Consider the following 18,445-nt stretch of genomic DNA (forward strand, 5'->3'; position numbering starts at 1 on the left):
AGCTACAGCGTCGCTCCCACGCCGAGATCGGCCTCGTAGTCGTGATCCTTCGTCTCCGGTGTGAAGATCAGCGCGACGAAGGTCAGCACCCCCATCGCCGAGAGGTAGACGCCGACGAGCCACGGCTCGCCGCCCACGGCGGCCCACAAGGCGACCGCGATGAACGGCGCGACCGCGGCCCCGAGGATGGACGACACGTTGTACGCGATCGCCGAGCCCGAGTAGCGGACGTTCGTCGGGAACAGCTCCGGCAGGAGCGCCCCCATCGGACCGAACGTGATGCCCATGAGCATGAACCCGAAGACCAGGAACGCCTGCGTGAGGGCCCCGGTGAACTTCGGATCGGCCTGCGGGAGAAGGAACGTGTTGAACAGCAGGCCGAACACGATGATCGCGCCGGTGACCCACAGCAGGAGCTTGCGACGCCCGACCGCGTCGGCGATCGGCCCGGACAGCAGCGTGAAGATCCCGAAGAACACGACGCCGATGATCTGCATGAGCACGAAGTCGGTGTAGCCGAAGCCGAGACCCGGATAGAACTGGGCCGCGAAGGCGGCGGGATCGAAGGCCTTTCCGGTCGCCTCGGCGGCGGACTGCGCCGCGGCGGACGCGGTCTCGAGATCCGCGGCCTTGGTGCCGTAGGTGAGCGTGAAGTTCGTCATCAGGTAGAACAGCACGTAGGTCGCGAGCATGATGAACGTGCCCAGGATCAGCTGCTTCCAGTGGTGACGGAACACGGTCGCGAGCGGAAGCTTGCGGATCGTGCCCTTCTGCTCGGCTCTCTTGAAGGTGTCCGATTCGACCAGCCGCAGGCGCACCCACAGACCGATGATCACCATGACGGCCGAGAACAGGAACGGGATGCGCCAGCCCCAGGCGAGGAACGCCTCGGACTTCAGTGCGGGGTCCTCGGGGTGCGGCAGGAGCCAGTTGATCGCGAGGAACAGCACGTTCGCGATGATGAAGCCGAGCGGGGCGCCCAGCTGCGGGAAGGAGCCGTACCAGGCCCGCTTGCCGGCCGGGGCGTTCTCGGTCGCGACCAGTGCGGCGCCGGACCATTCGCCGCCGAGCGCGAAGCCCTGGGCCAGGCGCAGGATGAGCAGCAGCAGCGGGGCGACCCAGTTGATCACCTGGAAGGTGGGCAGCAGGCCGATCGCGAAGGTCGCGATGCCCATCGTGAGCAGGGACGCCACCAGGGTCGCCTTGCGGCCGAACCGGTCGCCGAAGTGGCCGAACACGACGGCGCCGATCGGCCGGGCGACCATGGCGGCGCCGAACACGGCGAACGACGCGAGCAGGGACGCGGTGTCGTTGTCGCTCGGGAAGAAAAGCACAGGGAACACGAGCACGGCCGCCGTGGCATAGGCGTAGAAGTCGTAGAACTCGATCGTGGTGCCGACCAGGCTCGCGGTGATGACGCGCGAGCGGGGGTTCGCCGGCTTCGTGGCAGAACTCATCAGGGATCCCTCCGTGGTGCTCGTGTGGGGAAAGAGCACACCGGATCATACGCCCGCGGGTGCGCTCGGTGCGGGATCAGCGCGCGGCGGGTCACTCCTCCAGGTCGCCGAGGGCCAGGGTGTCCACGAAGGAGGCCACGGGCTCGAGAAGGTGCTCCAGCTCCAGCACGACCAGTCGGTTGGTCCCGGCGCGCGTGGCCGGAGCGGGGACGTACAGGGTGCGCTGAGGACCGTTGCGCCAGTAGCGCCCCAGGAAGAACCCGTTCACGAACGCGTAGCCCTTGCTCCAGGACGCGGTGTCCAGGAACAGGTCGGAGGCCCCGTCCAGGGCGAAGTCGGCGGTGTAAGCCATCGCTCCGCTCCCCGCGGGCTGTTCGCCCTCGACGCGAGCGGCGATCTCCGCGACGTCCAGGGGCGTCGAGCGCCAGCCGTGCAGCGGGTGGCCGTCGAGCAGCGGAGCGCCGATCATCCCCTTGGGCTCGCCGAGGCGGTGGTCGTAGTTCACGCGTCCCTGATCCTCGACGAGGATGCTGAGCCGCCGTCCCGGCGGCAGTGCGATCGCGCGGTCGTGGCGCGTGCGCGCGAGCGTTCCGACGCGCCGGCCGTCGACGCTGACCCAGGCGAGGTCGCGGATCTCCTCGTCGAAGCGCAGCAGACCGCCGCGGAACCCCTGCGGCAGCTCCGCGTCGTAGCGCACCAGGGCGCTCAGGTGCCTGAGGTCGTCGAAGGTCGCGGGTTCCTCCGTCGCCGGGGCGGTGGCCTCGGCATCCGTCCACGTGCCCGCCGGGTGCAGTTCGGCGGTGAAGACGGGGACGGATGCCGCGGCATCCGGGACCTCGTCCGGAACGGGTGCGTATCTCGCGATCACGTCGCGCAGGGCGAAGTACTTCGCCGTGGGATTGCCGGCTTCGTCGAGCGGGGCGTCGTAGTCGTACGAGGTGACCAGGGGCAGGTAGCGGCCCTTGTGATTGGCGCCGTTGGTGAGGCCGAAGTTCGTGCCGCCGTGGAACATGTAGATGTTGACCGAGGCCCCGGCGGCGAGCAGCGCGTCGAGGTCCGAAGCGGCTGCGGAGACGTCGGTGGTGTGGTGCACGCCGCCCCACCAGTCGAACCAGCCGTCCCAGAACTCGGAGCACATCAGGGGACCGGTCGGCTGGTGCGCACGCAGCGTGGCGAGCCGTTCGGGCACGCGGGAGCCGAACGAGCCCGTGCGGTGCAGCTCGGGCAGGCTCCCGTCCGCGAGCATGCGATCGGTGGGCTGATCGACCGTGGTCAGGGGCACCTCGATGCCGGCCGCGCGCGTGACCCGGACGAGTTCGGCGAGGTAGGCCTTGTCGGATCCGTACGCGCCGTACTCGTTCTCGATCTGCACGAGTACGACCGGGCCGCCGCGGTGGATCTGACGAGGGGCGACGATCTCGTACACGCGCTCGAGGAAACCCGTGACGTCCGCGAGGTAGGCGGGGTCGGAGGAGCGCAGCGTCCGCTCGTCGGCGTCGAGCCAGGTGGGAAGTCCCCCATTGTGCCATTCGGCGCAGATGTAGGGTCCGGGACGCACGATGGCGTCCATGCCCTCGGCGGCGACGAGATCGAGGAAGCGTCCGAGGTCGTTCCAGCCCGTCGCGTCCCATTCGCCGCGCCGCGGTTCGTGGGCGTTCCAGGCGACGTAGGTCTCGATCGTGTTGAGCCCCATCAGGCGCGCCTTGCGGATGCGGTCCTGCCACTGGTCCGGGTGCACGCGGAAGTAGTGCAGGGCGCCGGCCAGGATGCGGTGGGGGCGGCCGTCGCGGAGGAAGTCGGTGTCGCCGATGGAGAAGGTGCTCACGGATCGTGCTTTCGGAAGAAGGGGGCCGGGGTGCGCTGCGCGCGCACCCCGGCCCGATGGTGCTTACTTGTTGACGGCGAAGCCCTGCTCGTTGCCGTACTGGACGAGGGCCTCCTGCCACGCGGTCAGGCCGTCGTTCAGGTCGGTGCCGTTCTGGTAGGCCTGTCCGACGGTGTCGCCGAAGATGCTGTTGGCGTACACCTGGTAGGGCAGGTAGCTCCAGCCCTCGACGACGTCATCGGCCGCGGCGGCGAGCACCTCGTTGATCTTCTGGCCGCCGAAGTACTCCGGCGCGTCGGCGAGGAACTCCTCGTCGCTCAGGTTCGCGGTGGTGGACGGGAAGCCGCCGGACTCCAGGAAGATGTCGACGCTCTCCTCGCTGTTGTTCAGCCACCACAGGAAGCCGGCCGCCAGCTCGGGGTTCTCGCTCTGCTTCGTCACGGCCTGACCGCCGCCGCCGTTCTCGGCGCTCGCCGGCTCGCCGTCATAGGTCGGCATCGGGGCGACGCGCCAGTCGCCGGCACCGTCGGGCGCGCCGGAGATGAGGTTGCCGGGCATCCAGGCGCCGATCACGAGCGTCGCGATGCTGCCGTCGCCCAGACCGCGGAACCACTCGTCGCTCCAGCTCGAGGTCGGGGCGACAAGGCCCTCCTCGACGAGGCGGTTCCAGTTCTCGGTCCAGCGGACCGAGCCCTCGTCCTGCAGGTCGATGGTCACGTCGGTGCCGCTGGTCTGGAACGGCTGCCCGCCGGCCTGCCAGATCATGCTCGTCGCGAAGCCGGCGTCGCCGATGTCGTTCGTGATGTACGCGTTCGGGTCGGCGGCGTGGATGGCCTTCGCGGCCTCGTAGTACTCGTCCCACGTGGTCGGAACCGCCAGGCCCAGCTCGTCGAACACGGCCTTGTTGTAGAACAGCGCCATGGGGCCCGAGTCCTGCGGCAGACCGTAGATCGCGTCGCCGTCGGTGACGGAGTTCCAGGTGGATGCCGTGTAGTCGTCCTCGAACTCGCCGAACCCGTACGCGGACAGGTCGACGAACGCGTCCGTGAGCGCGAACTGCGGGAAGGCGTAGTACTCGATCTGCACGACGTCGGGCGCTCCGGAGCCGGCCTTGATCGCGTTCTGGAGCTTGGTGTACTCGTCGTTGTTGGTGCCCGCGTTGACGAGGTTCACCGTGACGTTCGGGTACTCCTTCTCGAACGCGGCGACCTGCGCCTCGGCGGAGGGCGTCCACGACCAGTACGTGATCTCGCCGCCGGCTTCCAGGGCGGCTTCGACCGACGCGAACGAGCCGTCGCCGGTGCCGCCTGCGCTGTCATCGCCGCCGGCGCTGCAGCCGGCCAGCGCGAGGGCGGCGACGGTTCCGGCGCCGATGGCCAGGAGGGTCCGCCGTGCGGCGGGGGAGGGAAGGTGCTTCATCGCTGTTTCCTTTCAGGGTGGTGCAGGGGTGGGAGGTTACTGCTTGACGCTTCCGGCCGTCAGGCCGGACTGCCAGAAGCGCTGCAGCAGGAGGAAGGCGATCACGATCGGGATGATCGTGATCAGAGAGCCCATGATCACGAGGTTGTAGATCGGCTGCGATCCCGCGCCGATCGCCTGAGCGCTCCACTGGTTCAGCCCGACCGTGAGCGGATACCAGGCCGGGTCGGAGAGCATGATCAGGGGCAGGAAATAGTTGTTCCACGTCGCGACGACGGTGAACAGCGCCACCGTCACGATGCCGGGAGCGAGCAGGCGGATCGAGATCGTGAAGAACGTCCGGAACTCGCCGGCGCCGTCGATGCGGGCGGCCTCCAGCAGCTCGGTCGGCACCGACTCCGAGGCGAACACCCAGATCAGGTACAACCCGAAGGGACTGATCAGCGACGGGATGATCACGGCCCACGGGGTGTTGGTGAGGCCGAGCTCGCTGAAGAGCAGGAAGGTGGGGACCGCCAGAGCCGTCCCGGGTACCGCGACCGCGCCGAGGACGACCGCGAACACCGCGCGGCGGCCGGGGAAGCGGTACTTCGCCAGGCCGTACCCGGCCATCGTGGCCAGCAGCGTCGCGCCGCCGGCGCCGATGACGACGTACAGCAGCGTGTTGCCCAGCCAGCGCAGGAAGATGCCGTCGCGGTAGGTGAACGTCTCCACCAGGTTGTCCACGAACGCGAAGTCGTCCGCGAACCACAGGCCGAACGAGCTGAACAGGCCGGACTGGGTCTTGGTCGAGGCGAACAGCAGCCACACCAGCGGGATGAGCGTGTAGAGGGCGTACACGATCATGACGATCAGCAGGGTCTTGGACTTCCGCGGGTTCAGCGGGTCCTTCGACCGGCGGGCGTCGCGGGCGAGGGGGAGTGCCATCTAGCGCACCTCCGGGTTCGAGCCGCGCAGCTGCACGACGTAGGCGATCACGGCCGTGATGACGCCCATGATGATCGCGATGGTGGCCGAGTAGTTGAACTGCTGCCCGGCGAACGACAGGTTGTAGGCGTACATGTTCGGCGTGTAGTACGTCGTGATGACGTTGGGAGCCAGCGGGCGCAGGATGTTCGGCTCGTTGAACAGCTGGAAGCTGCCGATGATCGAGAAGATCGTCGCGATCACGAGGGCTCCGCGCACCGAGGGGATCTTGATCGAGAAGATCGTCCGCCACGCGCCGGCGCCATCCAGCGACGCGGCCTCGTACATCTCGGTCGGGATGGTCTTGAGCGAGGAGTAGAAGATCAGCATGTTGTAGCCGACGAACTCCCACGTCACGATGTTGCCGATCGAGACGAGCATCCACTCCTTCGCGAACGGCGTGATCGCGTCGATGCCGAGGAAGTCGTTGATGTTCGCGGTGAGCCCGAACTGGTCGCCGTAGATGTAGCCCCACATGAGCACCGCCACGACCGCGGGGACCGCGTAGGGCAGGAAGATCAGGATGCGGAAGAACGAGGCTCCGCGCAGGCGCGCGCTGTCCAGGGCGAGGGCGGCGGCGAGGGCGAGGGCGAGCATGATCGGCACCTGGATCACCAGGAAGATCGCCACGCGTCCGAAGGCCTCCCAGAACTGCGGGTCGGTCAGGGCGCGCACGTAGTTGTCGAAGCCGACGAAGGCGGTCCCTCCGACGAGCTTGTCCTGGAAGAAGCTCAGGTACAGCGAATAGAGCAGGGGCGTGAGGAACACCAGGGCGAACACGACCATGAACGGGCCCACGAAGGCCCATCCCTTCCAGTCGCGTCGTTCGCGGCGGGGAGCGCCGGTGGCCGCTGGCGCTGCGGCGAGCTGTGTCGTCATCGACGAACCTTCTTCAGTCGGCGGCGCGAGGTGCGCCGGTATGTCAACGTCAACATATGCGATCCGATGCTAGTGTGTCAACGTCAACACATGAACGGATGGGTGATCGTGTCCCAGGAGCCATCGGCAGAGTCGCCGCAGCGCCGTCGTGAACCGTCGATGGAGGACGTCGCGCGCGAAGCGGGCGTCTCAGGGCAGACGGTGTCGCGGGTCGTGAACGCCCGAGGGTACGTCGGCGCGGCCACACGAACTCGCGTGGAGGCGGCCATGCAGCGGTTGGGCTATCGGCCCAACAGCGCGGCGCGCGCCCTGCGCTCTGGGCGGTTCCGCGCGATCGGCGTCGTGATGTTCTCGTTCAGCTCCTACGGCAATCAGCGCACGCTCGACGCGATCGCGGTGCGGGCGGCGCAGGCCGGATACGCCCTGACGCTGATCCCGGTGGAGTCCAACGCCTCCGAGACTGTGGCCGGCGCCTTCCGCCGGCTCGAGGAGCATGCCGTCGACGGCATCGTGATCGTCATCGAGGCGCACCAGCTCGATGAGTCCGACGTCGAGATCCCGTCCGGCGTCCCGGTCGTCTTCGTCGACTCGAGTCGAGCGGGTTCTCGTCCGTTCGTCGACACCGACCAGGCGCAGGGCGCTCGCCTCGCGGCCGAGCATCTGCTCGATCTCGGGCACGAGACCGTCTGGCACGTCGCCGGTCCCGCTCGGTCCTACTCGGCCGAGCGACGGCGACAGTCCTGGCACGACACGCTCCAGGACCGCGGATGCCTCGTGCCCGAGGCGCTCGTGGGGGACTGGTCCGCCGAATCGGGGTATCGCGCCGGTGTGCGGCTGCGCGACGAACCAGAGGTGACGGCGGTGTTCGCGGCGAACGACCAGATGGCGATCGGCGTGCTGCGGGCGTTCCGCGAGATCGGCAGGGATGTCCCCGGGGACGTGAGCATCGTCGGCTTCGACGGGCTGCCGGATGCCGCGCAGCTGTGGCCACCGCTGACGACCGTCCAGCAGCATCCCGAGCGGGTGGGCGCGGCCGCCGTCGACCTGCTGCTCGCCGAGCTGGGCGGCGACGCCCCCGCGCCCGTGCCGCTGATCGGCACCGAGCTCGTGATCCGCGAGAGCACGGCTCCGCCGCGCCGTTGAGCGAGCCCGCGCCACCTCGTTCGTTGAGCGAGCGCAGCGAGTCGAAACGCGGTGCCCGGCCGCCTGGCCCGTTTCGACTCGCGCGCGCTGCGCGCGGGCTCGCTCAACGAGCGGGGATGGTTGATCGGGCCGTCCCCTCCTCGTTCGTTGAGCGAGCGGAGCGAGTCGAAACGCGGTGCCCGGCCGCCTGGCCCGTTTCGACTCGCGCGCGCTGCGCGCGGGCTCGCTCAACGAGCGGGGATGGTTGCGGTTCCCGCGGGCGGGGTCAGCGCCAGAGCAGACCCATGCCGGCGTTCGCGAGGGTCAGCACGCCGACGAGCCAGAACACCGCGGGCGGGACGGCCTCTCCGCGCTTCTGACGCGCGGAACCGATGCCGAGCATGGCGCCGATCGCGAGCAGCACGACGAGCTTCACGCCGATCTTGACGTAGTTGAGGTCGTACGAGATGCCCCACGGCGCGGCCAGCGCGAGTCCGGCGATACCGGCGATCGCGAGGCCCCAGTCCATGAGGCGCGTGAACTGACGCTTGCCGCCGAAGGCCTGGGCGGCCCAGGCTCCGAAGAGCACGGCGAAGCCGATGAGGTGGACGAACACGACGATCAGGCGCAGGGTCTCCATGACGCTCACCGTATGCCTCCTGGCGTCCTCGCGCCAGGTAGGTCTACCTGACCTGACCGGGCGTCAGGCGCGCAGCTGCTTCACCAGGACCGCCGTGCGGATCGCGGCATCCGCGGCCTCGGCACCCTTGTCCTCCTTCGAGCCCGGAAGACCGGCCCGCTCCAGACCCTGCTGCTCGTCGTCGAGAGTGAGCACCCCGAACCCGACGGGCTTGCCGGCGTCCAGCGACACCCGGGTCAGCCCGTCGGTGGTCGCCGCCGAGACGTACTCGAAGTGCGGTGTGCCGCCGCGGATGATGACGCCGAGGGCGACCACCGCGTCAGCTCCACCGGCGAACGCCGCCTGTGCCGCGAGCGCCAGTTCGAAGGAGCCGGGAACCCGGACCAGCCGATGCGTGGCGTGCGCGGCGTTGAGCGTGCGCTCGGCACCCGCGATCAGGCCGTCCGTGATGGTGTCGTGCCAAGTGCCCGCGATGATGACGACGTTCAGCCCCGTCGCGTCGATCGGGGCCTGGGGGGTGGGAGCTCCTGCGCCGCTCATGCGTGGTGGTCCTTTCCGTTCGCGAGAGCCTCGGCGAGCTCCGCCTCTCCGATGATGTGTCCCATGCGGTCGCGCTTGGTCTCGAGGTACTGGTGGTTGTTCGGGCCGACGCCGACGATCAGCGGCACCTGCTCGACGACGTCCAGACCGAGTTCGCGCAGCTGGTTGACCTTGTCGGTGTTGTTGGTCAGCAGACGCACCTTCGAGATTCCGAGGTCGCTGAGGATGCCGGCGGCGGCCGCGTACTCGCGGGCGTCGGCGGGAAGCCCGAGCGCGAGGTTGGCGTCGACCGTGTCGAGGCCCTCCTCCTGCAGGCTGTAGGCCCGCAGCTTGTTGATCAGGCCGATGCCGCGCCCCTCATGGCCGCGCATGTAGATGACGACTCCGCCGTCCTGCTCGATCGCCTCCAGCGCGGCATCCAGCTGGGGCCCGCACTCGCACTTCAACGAGCCGAAAGCCTCGCCGGTCAGGCACTCGGAGTGCACGCGCACGAGGGCGGTGTCGCCGGGCTCGCCCTTGACGACCGCGATGTGGTCGGTGCCGGTGATCCGGTCCTTGTACGCCAGGAAGCGGAACGTGCCGTGCTCTGTCGGGACGGTGGCGTCCGCCCGCAGGCTCACCCGCCGCCTGCCGGTTCCGGATGCCGGGGCCGCAGGATCCCGCGGATCCACCTCGTCCAGGTAGGCCACGAGCTGCTCGATCGTGATGACCGGAACGTCGTCGCGTGCGCCGAGCTCGATGAGTCCCGGAAGACGCATCATGCTGCCGTCCTCGGCGACGACCTCGGCGATCGCGCCGACCGGACGCAGGCCCGCGAGCTTCATGAGCTCGACGGCCGCCTCGGTGTGTCCGCTGCGCTCGCGCACACCGCCGTCGACGGCGCGCAGGGGCAGGATGTGACCGGGACGGATGATGCTCGTGGACGTCGACGAGGGGTCCGCCAGGACGTTCAGCGTGTGAGCGCGATCGTGGGCGCTGATGCCCGTGGTGACGCCCTCTGCGGCATCCACGCTGACCGTGTACGCGGTCGAGCGCGCGTCCTCGTTGGACTCCACCATCGGGGGGAGGTTCAACTGGTCGGCGAGGTCGGCGGGCATCGGAGCGCAGATGAACCCGGAGGACCAGCGCACCGTCCAGGCCACCCACTCGGGAGTGGCGAGCTCGGCGGAGAGGATGACGTCGCCCTCGTTCTCGCGGTTCTCATCGTCCGCGACGATGACGGGGCGGCCGGCGCGCAGGGCGTCGAGGGCCGCGGGGATGGTGGCAAGGCTCATCGCGAGCCTCCTTCCGGGTCAGCCCGGAACGCGAGCAGGCGCTCGACGTGGCGGGCGAGGATGTCCGTTTCGAGATTGACGACGTCGCCGACGACGCGGTGACCGAGAGTGGTCGCCGTGAGCGTCTCGGGAATGAGGGAGACCTCGAGCCAGGCGGCTTCGGCTCCGGGCTCGCTCACGGCGCTCACGGTCAGCGAGGTGCCGTCGATCGAGATCGAGCCCTTGTCGACCACGAGGGGCGCGAGATCCGCGGGCAGCGAGATCCGCAGCACGCTCCACTGGTCGCCGGGGCGCACCTCGGCGATCCGGCCGATCCCGTCCACGTGCCCCTGCACGATGTGACCGCCCAGGCGCGCGCCGACCGGCATCGCCTTCTCGATGTTGACCCGGGTTCCGACGGATGCCGCGGCCAGTGCCGACACGTCGAGGGTCTGCTTCATGACGTCGGCGTCGAAGGTGTCCGGGGTCGAGTCGACCACGGTCAGGCACACGCCGGAGACGGCGATGGACTCTCCGTGCACGGCGTCGGCGGCGGCACCCGGCGCGCGCACCGTGAGCCGCCAGCCGTCTCCGGAGGGCGCGATCACGGTGATCTCGCCGATCTCGGTGATGATTCCGGTGAACATCAGATTCCTTCTTCCTGGGCGATGTCCGTGTCGAGCGGGTGCGCGATGACGAGCAGGTCCGCGCCCAGCGGCACCCACTCGGACACCCGGAGCCTGCGGGCCTGCGTGATCGAGTCCACGCCGATGTCGGTCAGAGCGAGCCGGCCGCCGCCCAGCAGCACAGGGGCCACATAGGCGAGGATCTCGTCGGCGAGACCCGCGGCGACGAAGCCGCTCGCGAGCGTCGGCCCACCCTCGACGAAGACCCGCTGCAGTCCTCGGGCGTGCAGATCGGCGAGAACGGAGTGCAGGTCGCGGGTCTCGAAGCGCAGCAGGTCATGCGGGTGGCGGTGCACCGCGGCATCCGCGGGAACGGGCCGTGAACCGATCACGACGGGAACCGGCTGGTGGGGGAGCAGCGCGCCGTCCGCCCGGGCCGTGAGGGCGGGGTCGTCCGCCAGCAGCGTGCCGGTGCCCACCACGATCGCGTCGGCCTGTGCGCGCCGACGGTGCACGTCCGCCCGGGCGTCCGGGCCGGTGATCCACTGACTGGTGCCGTCATCGGCCGCCGCTCGCCCGTCCAGGCTCTGCGCCCATTTGACCGTGACGTGCGGGCGGCCGAGACGCTGGGCGATCAGCCAGTCGCCGATGAGCGCGCGCGCCGCGGCGGCCTGCTCGCCGGCTTCGACGCTGACGCCGGCGGCGCGCAGCCGCTCGGCGCCGCCGCCGGAGACCGCGCCGGGGTCCTCCAGCGCGTAGACGACACGGCTCACGCCGGCCTCGATGAGAGCGAGCGCGCACGGACCCGTGCGGCCGGTGTGGTTGCAGGGCTCGAGGGTGACGACCGCCGTCGCCCCGCGGGCGGAGCCGGCCGGAAGCTTCGAGAGCGCGTCGACCTCGGCGTGCGCAGTGCCCGCGCCCCGGTGCCAGCCCTCGGCGAGGACCTCGCCCTCGGATGAGAGCACGACGGCCCCGACCTGCGGGTTCTGCCCGCGCGGGCCACGGAGGGCGAGCTCGAGGGCGCGAGTCATCGCCCGGCTCTCGGCCTCGGTCACTGCCATCCGTCGTCCTTCGTGAAGGCTCCAGGGGTGGCGGAATGCGCGCGTGCGCGCATCGTGCTGCCTCCCATCCGGACTAGCGAGGTCTCCCTCGCATCACCGTCGGTTCCGGAGTTCCACCGGATCGGCGTCCTCTGAAGGACGTTCGCGGACTGTCACCGCCGGTTCGGATTCTCACCGACCCCGGAGCACGTTGATGCTCTGAGTGTACTCAACGCATCTGAAGGGATTTCATTCCGTGTCGGGCGGCCGTCACTTCAGCAACCGTGAGAGGCGGCGGTCGGCGAGCACCTTGCCGCCGGTCTGGCAGGTCGGGCAGTACTCCAGCGATCGATCGGCGAAGAAGACGCTGCGGACGGTGTCCCCGCACACGGGGCACGCCTCATCGCGCCGTGCGTGCACCCGGAATCCGGCGCGTTTGGCGTCCTTGAGATCGGCGGGAGGCTTGCCGGAGGCGTCGGCCACGGCATCCCGCAGCGTGTCCTGCATCGCCGCGAACAGCCGGTCGATCTCGGCGTCCTCGAGCGTGCCGGCGATCGCATAGGGAGACATCCGCGCGGCGTGCAGGATCTCGTCCGAGTACGCGTTGCCGATGCCCGCGATCACCCCCTGATCGCGCAGGAGCCCCTTGATCTGCGTCCGCCTGCCTGCGAGCAGGCCGGCGAGGACGTCTCGCGTGAAGGCCTCCTCGAGCGGATCCGGTCCGAGCCTCGCGATCCCGGGGACCTGCTGGGGATCGCGGACGACGTACACGGCGAGCGACTTCTTCGTCCCCGCCTCGGTGAGATCGAATCCGCTGCCGTCGTCGAGGGCGACGCGCAGGGCGATCGGCGACTTCCCGGGTTTGATGAGCGTCGTCGGCAGCTCGTCGTACCAGCGCAGCCAGCCCGCCTTCGCGAGGTGGAAGACGAGATGCAGATCGTCGCCGCAGGTGAGATCGACGAACTTCCCGTGCCTCGCCGTGCCGGTGATCGTCGCGCCGTGCAGGGCGGTGTTCGGCGGATCGAACGTCTTCAGCGCCGCGATCGCGCCGACGCTGGTGCGCACGATCGCATGGCCGACGGCGCGCTCGCCGAGGAAGTCGACGAGACCCTGGACCTCCGGCATCTCGGGCATGAGGCCATCCTGTCACCGGCATCCGACATCGTCACCCCTCCGGGGCGTCTTCGCGCTGCACGGGGCGGCGTGCAGGGCGGGATCGCCGCGCCGACACCGGCGGACGGATCAGTCCAGCACGGGCCAGGCCACCGGCGTCCGGTCGTCCGTCGCCAGCAATCCGGCGAACCAGCCGTCGTCGCGACCGCGGGGACTGGTCAGTGCGAGCCGCTGGAATCCCTCGTAGTGGAATCCGAGCGACCGTGCCGTCCGTGCCGACGGCACGTTGCCGGCCACAGCGCGCCAGCCCAGGCGCACCATCCCGCGATCGGCGAACGCCCAGTCGACGACCGCTCTGGCAGCTTCGGAGAGGTATCCGTGCCCGCGGGAACCGGCGACCATCCAGAACCCGATCTCGGCGTCCGTTCCCGCCGGGTGGGCGTTCACGTTGTGCAGGCCGATCATCCCGACCAGCACATCGTCGGCGCGGATGCTCCAGACGAACTCGCCCTCCTCGGCCCAGCCCTTCGCGACGATGCCGATGAAGTCCTCGGCGTGCTCGCGGGTGTAGGGGCTGGGAACGGTGGTCCATCGGGGGATCTCCGGATCCTGGCACGCCTGGGTGATCGCATCGATGTCGGATGCCGTCGGAGCACGCAGCTCGAGGCGGTCGGTGGTGAGGATCGCGGGTTCCATCCCGGCATCCTATGCGGACAGCGGATCGCGGATCCTGTACCGGACCCGGCCCCAGACCCCGTCGTGTCGTCACGAGACCCCGTCTTGTTGGCGCCAGACCCCGTCTTGTTTTCGAAACCCCGCTCTACTCACGTGATCAACGAGAGGTCTCGACAATGAGGAGAGGTCTCCGGGGACGGGTCTCCGGGGACCGGGGACCTGACGACAGTCCAGTGTCAGAGGGGCGGCGTAGGCTTGTCCGGTGACTGTTCCGGGGATTCTGCGCGCCTTGGAAGAGGCGTCTCTGTACCGCGATGCCCTCACCTGGGCGCAGACCGACGCCGATCTGGGTCTTGTCGACGGACTCGACGCCCCGGCGCTGGCCGGGCTGCTGGACCGGCGTGCGCGTGCCGGGCATCCGGCGGCGCTGCTCGTCATCTCACCGACCGGCCGCCGAGCGGAGTCGCTGGCACAGGCGCTGACCTCGTATCTCCCGGATGCCGAGATCCTCGACTTCCCCGCCTGGGAGACGCTGCCGCACGAGCGGCTGAGCCCGAGCCCGGACACCGTCGGCCGACGCCTGGACACATTGCGGCGCATCACCACCTGGAGCGGCGAGAGGCCGCTCGTCGTCGTGGCCTCGGTGCGCGCCGCACTGCAGCCGATCGCCGGCAACCTCGGCGACGCGGCGCCGCTCGAACTCGTCACGGGCGCGCGCGGCATCGAACTCGAGCAGGCCGTGGCGCAGCTCGTCGAGCGGGCGTACACGCGCGTGGACATGGTGTCGCGACGCGGGGAGTTCGCGGTCCGCGGCGGCATCCTGGACGTCTTCCCCGCCGTCAGCGAGCATCCGTACCGCGTGGAGTTCTTCGGGGACGAGGTCGACCAGATCCGCGCCTTCTCGGTCGCCGACCAGCGCTCGCTGCCCGGCGACGTCGAGCGCGTCGACCTGCCCGCCAGCCGCGAGCTGCTGCTGACCGCCGATGTGCGCGAGCGCGCCAGGGCGCTTGTCGGCGCGTTCCCCGCGATCGCCGGGATGCTGGAGAAGATGGCCGAGGGCATCCCGGTCGAGGGCATGGAGTCGCTGCTCCCCGCCGTCGCCGGCCCCCTCCAGTCGCTCGCCGAGTACCTCCCGAAGGGATCCGCGATCGCGCTGGTCGACCCCGAGCGCTCCACGGCGCGCGCGCAGAACCTCGGGGAGACCAACCGCGAGTTCCTCGACGCCGCATGGAGCGCGGCGACCTCCGGCGCGTCGGCCCCGATCGACCTCGGGGCGGGGGACTTCCTCACCGTCGCGCAGCTGCGCGAGATCGTCTCCGAGCGGGACGGCGTCTTCTGGCGGCTCAGCCCGTTCGCGACGGACGACACGGATGCCGAGAACATCGACGCGTCGATCATCCCGTCCTTCCACGGCAACGTCGACGGAGCGATCGCGTTCGTCGAGGCGCGCGTGACCGACGGCTGGCGCGTCGTCGTCATCGCCTCGGGACAGGGGCTGGTGGAGCGCGCCCTCGACGTGCTCGGCGACCGCGGCGTCGCCGCGCGCATCCTCGAGGATGTCGTCGACGAGCCCGCTCCGGGCGTCGTGACGCTCGTGACCGGGTCGGTGGAGAGCGGATTCCAGGTGCCGGAGGCGCGGCTCGCCGTCCTCACGGACAACGAGTTCTACGGCCGCACGATCGGCGGCGACCAGCGCGTGGTCAAGAAGCTCGCGTCGCGTCGCAAGAACGTCGTCGACCCGCTTCAGCTCAAGCAGGGCGACTACGTCGTGCACTCCACCCACGGCATCGCGCGCTTCGTCGAGATGACCCAGCGCGAGGTGTCCACGGGAGGGCGCAACGCGGCGAAGACGACCCGCGATTACCTCGTGCTCGAGTACGCGCCGTCCAAGCGCGGCTACCCGGGCGACAAGCTGTACGTCCCGACGGATCAGCTCGACCTGCTGTCGAAGTACGTCGGCGGAGAGGCGCCGGTGCTGTCGAAGATGGGCGGCAGCGACTGGTCGGCCGCGAAGGGCAGGGCGCGCAAGGCGGTGCGCGACATCGCCGTCGAGCTGGTGAAGCTGTACTCGGCGCGGATGTCGGCCAAGGGACACGCGTTCGGTCCGGACACGCCCTGGCAGCGCGAGCTCGAGGAGGCGTTCCCGTTCGCCGAGACGCAGGATCAGCTCCAGACGATCGACGAGATCAAGGCCGACATGGAGCGGCCGATCCCGATGGACCGGCTGCTGTCGGGCGACGTCGGCTTCGGCAAGACGGAGGTCGCGGTCCGCGCCGCGTTCAAGGCGATCCAGGACGGCAAGCAGGTCGCGATGCTCGTCCCCACGACCCTGCTCGTGAAGCAGCACCTCGAGACCTTCACAGAGCGCTTCGCCGGATTCCCGGTGAAGGTGCGCCCGCTCTCGCGCTTCCAGACCGACAAGGAGGCTCGACTCACGCTGCAGGGACTTCTGGACGGATCCGTCGACATGGTCATCGGGACGCATCGCATCCTGACCGACCAGGTGATGTTCAAGGACCTGGGCCTCATGATCATCGACGAGGAGCAGCGCTTCGGCGTCGAGCACAAGGACGCGCTGAAGAAGATGAAGACGAACGTCGACATCCTCGCCATGAGCGCCACCCCGATCCCGCGGACGCTCGAGATGGCGGTGACCGGTATCCGGGAGATGTCGACGCTCGCGACACCGCCGGAGGACCGGCATCCGATCCTCTCCTTCGTCGGCGCCCGCAGCGACAAGCAGATCGCCGCCGCGATCCGCCGTGAGATCCTCCGCGAGGGTCAGGTGTTCTTCGTCCACAACCGCGTGCAGTCGATCCAGCGCGTCGCGAGCGAGATCGCAGAGCTCGTGCCCGAGGCGCGCATCGCGGTCGCGCACGGCAAGATGGGCGAGCATCAGCTCGAACAGGTCGTCGACGACTTCTGGGAGCGCAAGTACGACGTGCTGGTGTCGACCACGATCATCGAGACGGGCCTGGACATCTCCAACGCCAACACGATCATCATCGATCGCGCCGACAAGTACGGGCTCAGCCAGCTGCATCAGCTGCGCGGTCGCGTCGGCCGCGGCCGCGAGCGCGCATACGCGTACTTCCTCTACGACGACGGCAAGGAGCTCAGCGAGACCGCCGCCGACCGGCTGCAGACCATCGCGATCAACAACGACCTCGGTTCGGGCATGCAGGTCGCCCTGAAGGACCTCGAGCTGCGCGGTGCGGGCAACCTGCTGGGGGCGGAGCAGGCCGGTCACATCGCCGGCGTCGGCTTCGACCTGTATCTGCGCATGATCGGCGAGGCAGTCGCGACGTTCCGCGGGGAGGAGACCGAGACCGGCGCCGAGCTGCGGATGGAGCTGCCGGTCGACGCCCGCATCCCCGAGACCTACATCGACAGCGAGCGGCTGCGGCTCGAGGCCTACCAGAAGCTGTCGGCGGCCTCGGCGGCGACCGCCAAGGACGACGCGATCGACCTGGTGCGCGAGGAGCTGGTGGACCGGTACGGCACGCCTCCCGAAGAGGTGGAGGGCCTCTTCGCGATCGCCCGCCTGCGTCGCCGCGCCGCCAAGGCCGGACTCACGGACGTCGTGGCGATGGGCTCGAACCTGCGGCTGGCGCCGGCGCGGCTGGAGGAGTCGATCAAGGTCCGGCTGCAGCGGCTGTATCCGAAGTCGAAGCTCGTCGGCGGGGGAGAGGCCCTGGTCGTGCCGATGCCGCTGGTCCCTGCGGCGGTCGGGGTCGGCATGGAACCGCCCGCGGACGACGCGCTGCTGGAGTGGGTCGCGCAGCTGTTCACCGCGATCTTCCCTGAACCGGTCGCCGCGGCATCCTGAAGGGCTGCGTCATCGCCGGATCCCCGCGCGCGGGCTCTCGGGCCGGAGTACGCTGACCGGCATGCTGTACGAGCACCTCGGATCCCGTCCCCGCATCGACGGCACGGCCGTCATCGCGCCCACCGCCGTCATCTCGGGGGACGTGACGATCGGTCCCGACTGCCAGGTGCTGCACGGCGCCGTGATCACCGCCGAGGGCGGGCCCATCACGCTCGGCGAGAACGTCATCGTGATGGAGAATGCGATCGTCCGTGCCAGCTCGGCCAACCCTGTCCACATCGGCGATCACGTGCTGATCGGTCCTGGCGCCTCGGTGTCCGGCGCCACGATCGGCGATGAGGTGTTCCTCGCCACTGGCACGCGCGTGTTCAACGGCGCCCACATCGGCGACCGCGCCGAGGTGCGCGTGAACGCGGTCGTGCATCTGCGCACGACCCTCCCGGAGGACGCCGTCGTTCCGATCGGCTGGGTCGCGGTCGGCGATCCGCTGCGCGTGCTGCCGCCGGACCGCCACGAGGAGATCGCCGAGGCGCAGCAGGAGCTCGACTTCCCCGGTTACGTCTTCGGCGTCGACCGCGACACGCCGGATGTCATGGTGCAGCTGACGGAGCGGTACGCGCGGTCGCTGGCGCGCCACGCGGACGACGCCCCCGCCTGATCCACGTGCGGAACCCGATCACACGCGTGGAACCGTCGACCACTCGATCAGCACGCACGCCAGGAGTCCCAGCAGCGCCACGGCGGCCATCACGAGCATCAGGACGGCCAGCACCCTCAGGCGTTGGACGCGGTCGGCGATGAGGAACCGCGCCGCGACGAGCGCGGCGTACAGCACGACCATCAGCACCGCCGTCGTCCACGCCACCACGGCCGAAGGGCCGGGGTCGACCAGGATCAGCACGAGCGGCACGGCGCACGCGAGCGCGAAGCCGCCGGCCACGACGATCCAGATCGTGCCGTCCGAGGACCGCAGTGCCGGCTGGCTGCGCACCAGCGTGGGATCCGTCGCCGAGCGTCGTCGCGCCCGGTGAGCCGGCTGGTGCGCCCTGTCGTCCATCCGC

The 18,445-nt window shown here is 69.7% G+C and carries 16 protein-coding genes and 1 riboswitch; of the genes, 3 read left to right on the forward strand and 13 right to left on the reverse strand.

Translation table 11 applies throughout. The features are described from left to right. Positions 1 to 2: 2 nt before the first annotated feature. The 5 genes from AC3RXZ_RS08110 to AC3RXZ_RS08130 all read right to left on the reverse strand — a co-directional run bounded on the left by AC3RXZ_RS08110 (position 3) and on the right by AC3RXZ_RS08130 (position 6,546). Positions 3 to 1,457 (reverse strand): MFS transporter, encoded by a 1,455-nt coding sequence (locus AC3RXZ_RS08110; RefSeq protein ID WP_491493691.1) that lies wholly within the window; start codon positions 1,455 to 1,457, stop codon positions 3 to 5. 91 nt (positions 1,458 to 1,548) lie between these two features. Continuing rightward, positions 1,549 to 3,282 (reverse strand): glycoside hydrolase family 35 protein, encoded by a 1,734-nt coding sequence (locus tag AC3RXZ_RS08115; protein ID WP_243230826.1) that lies wholly within the window; start codon positions 3,280 to 3,282, stop codon positions 1,549 to 1,551. 63 nt (positions 3,283 to 3,345) lie between these two features. After that, positions 3,346 to 4,701, reverse strand: a complete 1,356-nt coding sequence (locus AC3RXZ_RS08120) for an ABC transporter substrate-binding protein (protein ID WP_491493692.1) — start codon at positions 4,699 to 4,701, stop codon at positions 3,346 to 3,348. Positions 4,702 to 4,737: 36 nt separating this feature from the next. Further along, positions 4,738 to 5,628, reverse strand: a complete 891-nt coding sequence (locus AC3RXZ_RS08125; RefSeq protein ID WP_243230828.1) for a carbohydrate ABC transporter permease — start codon at positions 5,626 to 5,628, stop codon at positions 4,738 to 4,740. Then, complete coding sequence (locus AC3RXZ_RS08130; RefSeq protein ID WP_243230829.1) at positions 5,629 to 6,546, reverse strand: carbohydrate ABC transporter permease; 918 nt, start codon at positions 6,544 to 6,546, stop codon at positions 5,629 to 5,631. A gap of 159 nt (positions 6,547 to 6,705) precedes the next feature. Here AC3RXZ_RS08130 and AC3RXZ_RS08135 point away from each other — a divergent pair, with 159 nt between their 5' ends. Further along, positions 6,706 to 7,689: a LacI family DNA-binding transcriptional regulator gene (locus tag AC3RXZ_RS08135; RefSeq protein ID WP_491493816.1), complete on the forward strand. Its 984-nt coding sequence runs from the start codon at positions 6,706 to 6,708 to the stop codon at positions 7,687 to 7,689. A 265-nt stretch (positions 7,690 to 7,954) separates the two neighbouring features. Here AC3RXZ_RS08135 and AC3RXZ_RS08140 read toward each other — a convergent pair whose 3' ends face one another. The 7 genes from AC3RXZ_RS08140 to AC3RXZ_RS08170 all read right to left on the reverse strand — a co-directional run bounded on the left by AC3RXZ_RS08140 (position 7,955) and on the right by AC3RXZ_RS08170 (position 13,576). Continuing rightward, positions 7,955 to 8,308, reverse strand: a complete 354-nt coding sequence (locus AC3RXZ_RS08140) for a Fe-S protein (RefSeq protein WP_243230830.1) — start codon at positions 8,306 to 8,308, stop codon at positions 7,955 to 7,957. A gap of 63 nt (positions 8,309 to 8,371) precedes the next feature. Next, a complete protein-coding gene (gene ribH, locus AC3RXZ_RS08145) occupies positions 8,372 to 8,848 on the reverse strand; it encodes a 6,7-dimethyl-8-ribityllumazine synthase (RefSeq protein WP_243230835.1) in 477 nt (158 codons plus the stop codon). Next, positions 8,845 to 10,122 carry a GTP cyclohydrolase II gene (gene ribA / locus AC3RXZ_RS08150; protein ID WP_243230837.1) on the reverse strand — a complete coding sequence of 426 codons (1,278 nt, stop codon included), beginning with the start codon at positions 10,120 to 10,122 and terminating at the stop codon, positions 8,845 to 8,847. The genes ribH and ribA overlap by 4 nt, the downstream gene beginning before the upstream one ends. Next, positions 10,119 to 10,748, reverse strand: coding sequence for a riboflavin synthase (locus AC3RXZ_RS08155; protein ID WP_491493693.1), 630 nt, complete (start codon positions 10,746 to 10,748; stop codon positions 10,119 to 10,121). The genes ribA and AC3RXZ_RS08155 overlap by 4 nt, the downstream gene beginning before the upstream one ends. Further along, complete coding sequence (ribD, locus tag AC3RXZ_RS08160; RefSeq protein ID WP_491493694.1) at positions 10,748 to 11,788, reverse strand: bifunctional diaminohydroxyphosphoribosylaminopyrimidine deaminase/5-amino-6-(5-phosphoribosylamino)uracil reductase RibD; 1,041 nt, start codon at positions 11,786 to 11,788, stop codon at positions 10,748 to 10,750. Before ribD ends, AC3RXZ_RS08155 begins: the two co-directional genes overlap by 1 nt. Before the next feature lie 51 nt (positions 11,789 to 11,839). Further along, a riboswitch (FMN riboswitch) is annotated at positions 11,840 to 11,980 on the reverse strand. 57 nt (positions 11,981 to 12,037) lie between these two features. Further along, the gene (locus AC3RXZ_RS08165; protein WP_491493695.1) at positions 12,038 to 12,901 is read right to left on the reverse strand and encodes an Fpg/Nei family DNA glycosylase; all 864 of its coding nucleotides are present in this window, start codon (positions 12,899 to 12,901) and stop codon (positions 12,038 to 12,040) included. 108 nt (positions 12,902 to 13,009) lie between these two features. Then, on the reverse strand, positions 13,010 to 13,576 hold the full coding sequence (locus AC3RXZ_RS08170) for a GNAT family N-acetyltransferase (protein WP_491493696.1): 567 nt from the start codon (positions 13,574 to 13,576) through the stop codon (positions 13,010 to 13,012). 241 nt (positions 13,577 to 13,817) lie between these two features. Between AC3RXZ_RS08170 and mfd the strand changes: the two genes are divergently transcribed. Together mfd and AC3RXZ_RS08180 are read left to right on the forward strand one after the other, a co-directional pair. Beyond that, entirely contained in the window at positions 13,818 to 17,384 is a 3,567-nt protein-coding gene (gene mfd, locus AC3RXZ_RS08175) for a transcription-repair coupling factor (protein ID WP_491493697.1), read from the forward strand. Between the two features lie 61 nt (positions 17,385 to 17,445). After that, positions 17,446 to 18,042, forward strand: a complete 597-nt coding sequence (locus AC3RXZ_RS08180) for a gamma carbonic anhydrase family protein (protein ID WP_491493698.1) — start codon at positions 17,446 to 17,448, stop codon at positions 18,040 to 18,042. Positions 18,043 to 18,060: 18 nt separating this feature from the next. On the opposite strand, the gene AC3RXZ_RS08185 is transcribed toward AC3RXZ_RS08180, so the two are convergent. Next, a complete protein-coding gene (locus AC3RXZ_RS08185) occupies positions 18,061 to 18,441 on the reverse strand; it encodes a hypothetical protein (protein ID WP_491493699.1) in 381 nt (126 codons plus the stop codon). Between the last annotated feature and the right edge of the window lie 4 nt (positions 18,442 to 18,445).

The sequence above is a fragment of the Microbacterium cucumeris genome (assembly GCF_058349845.2).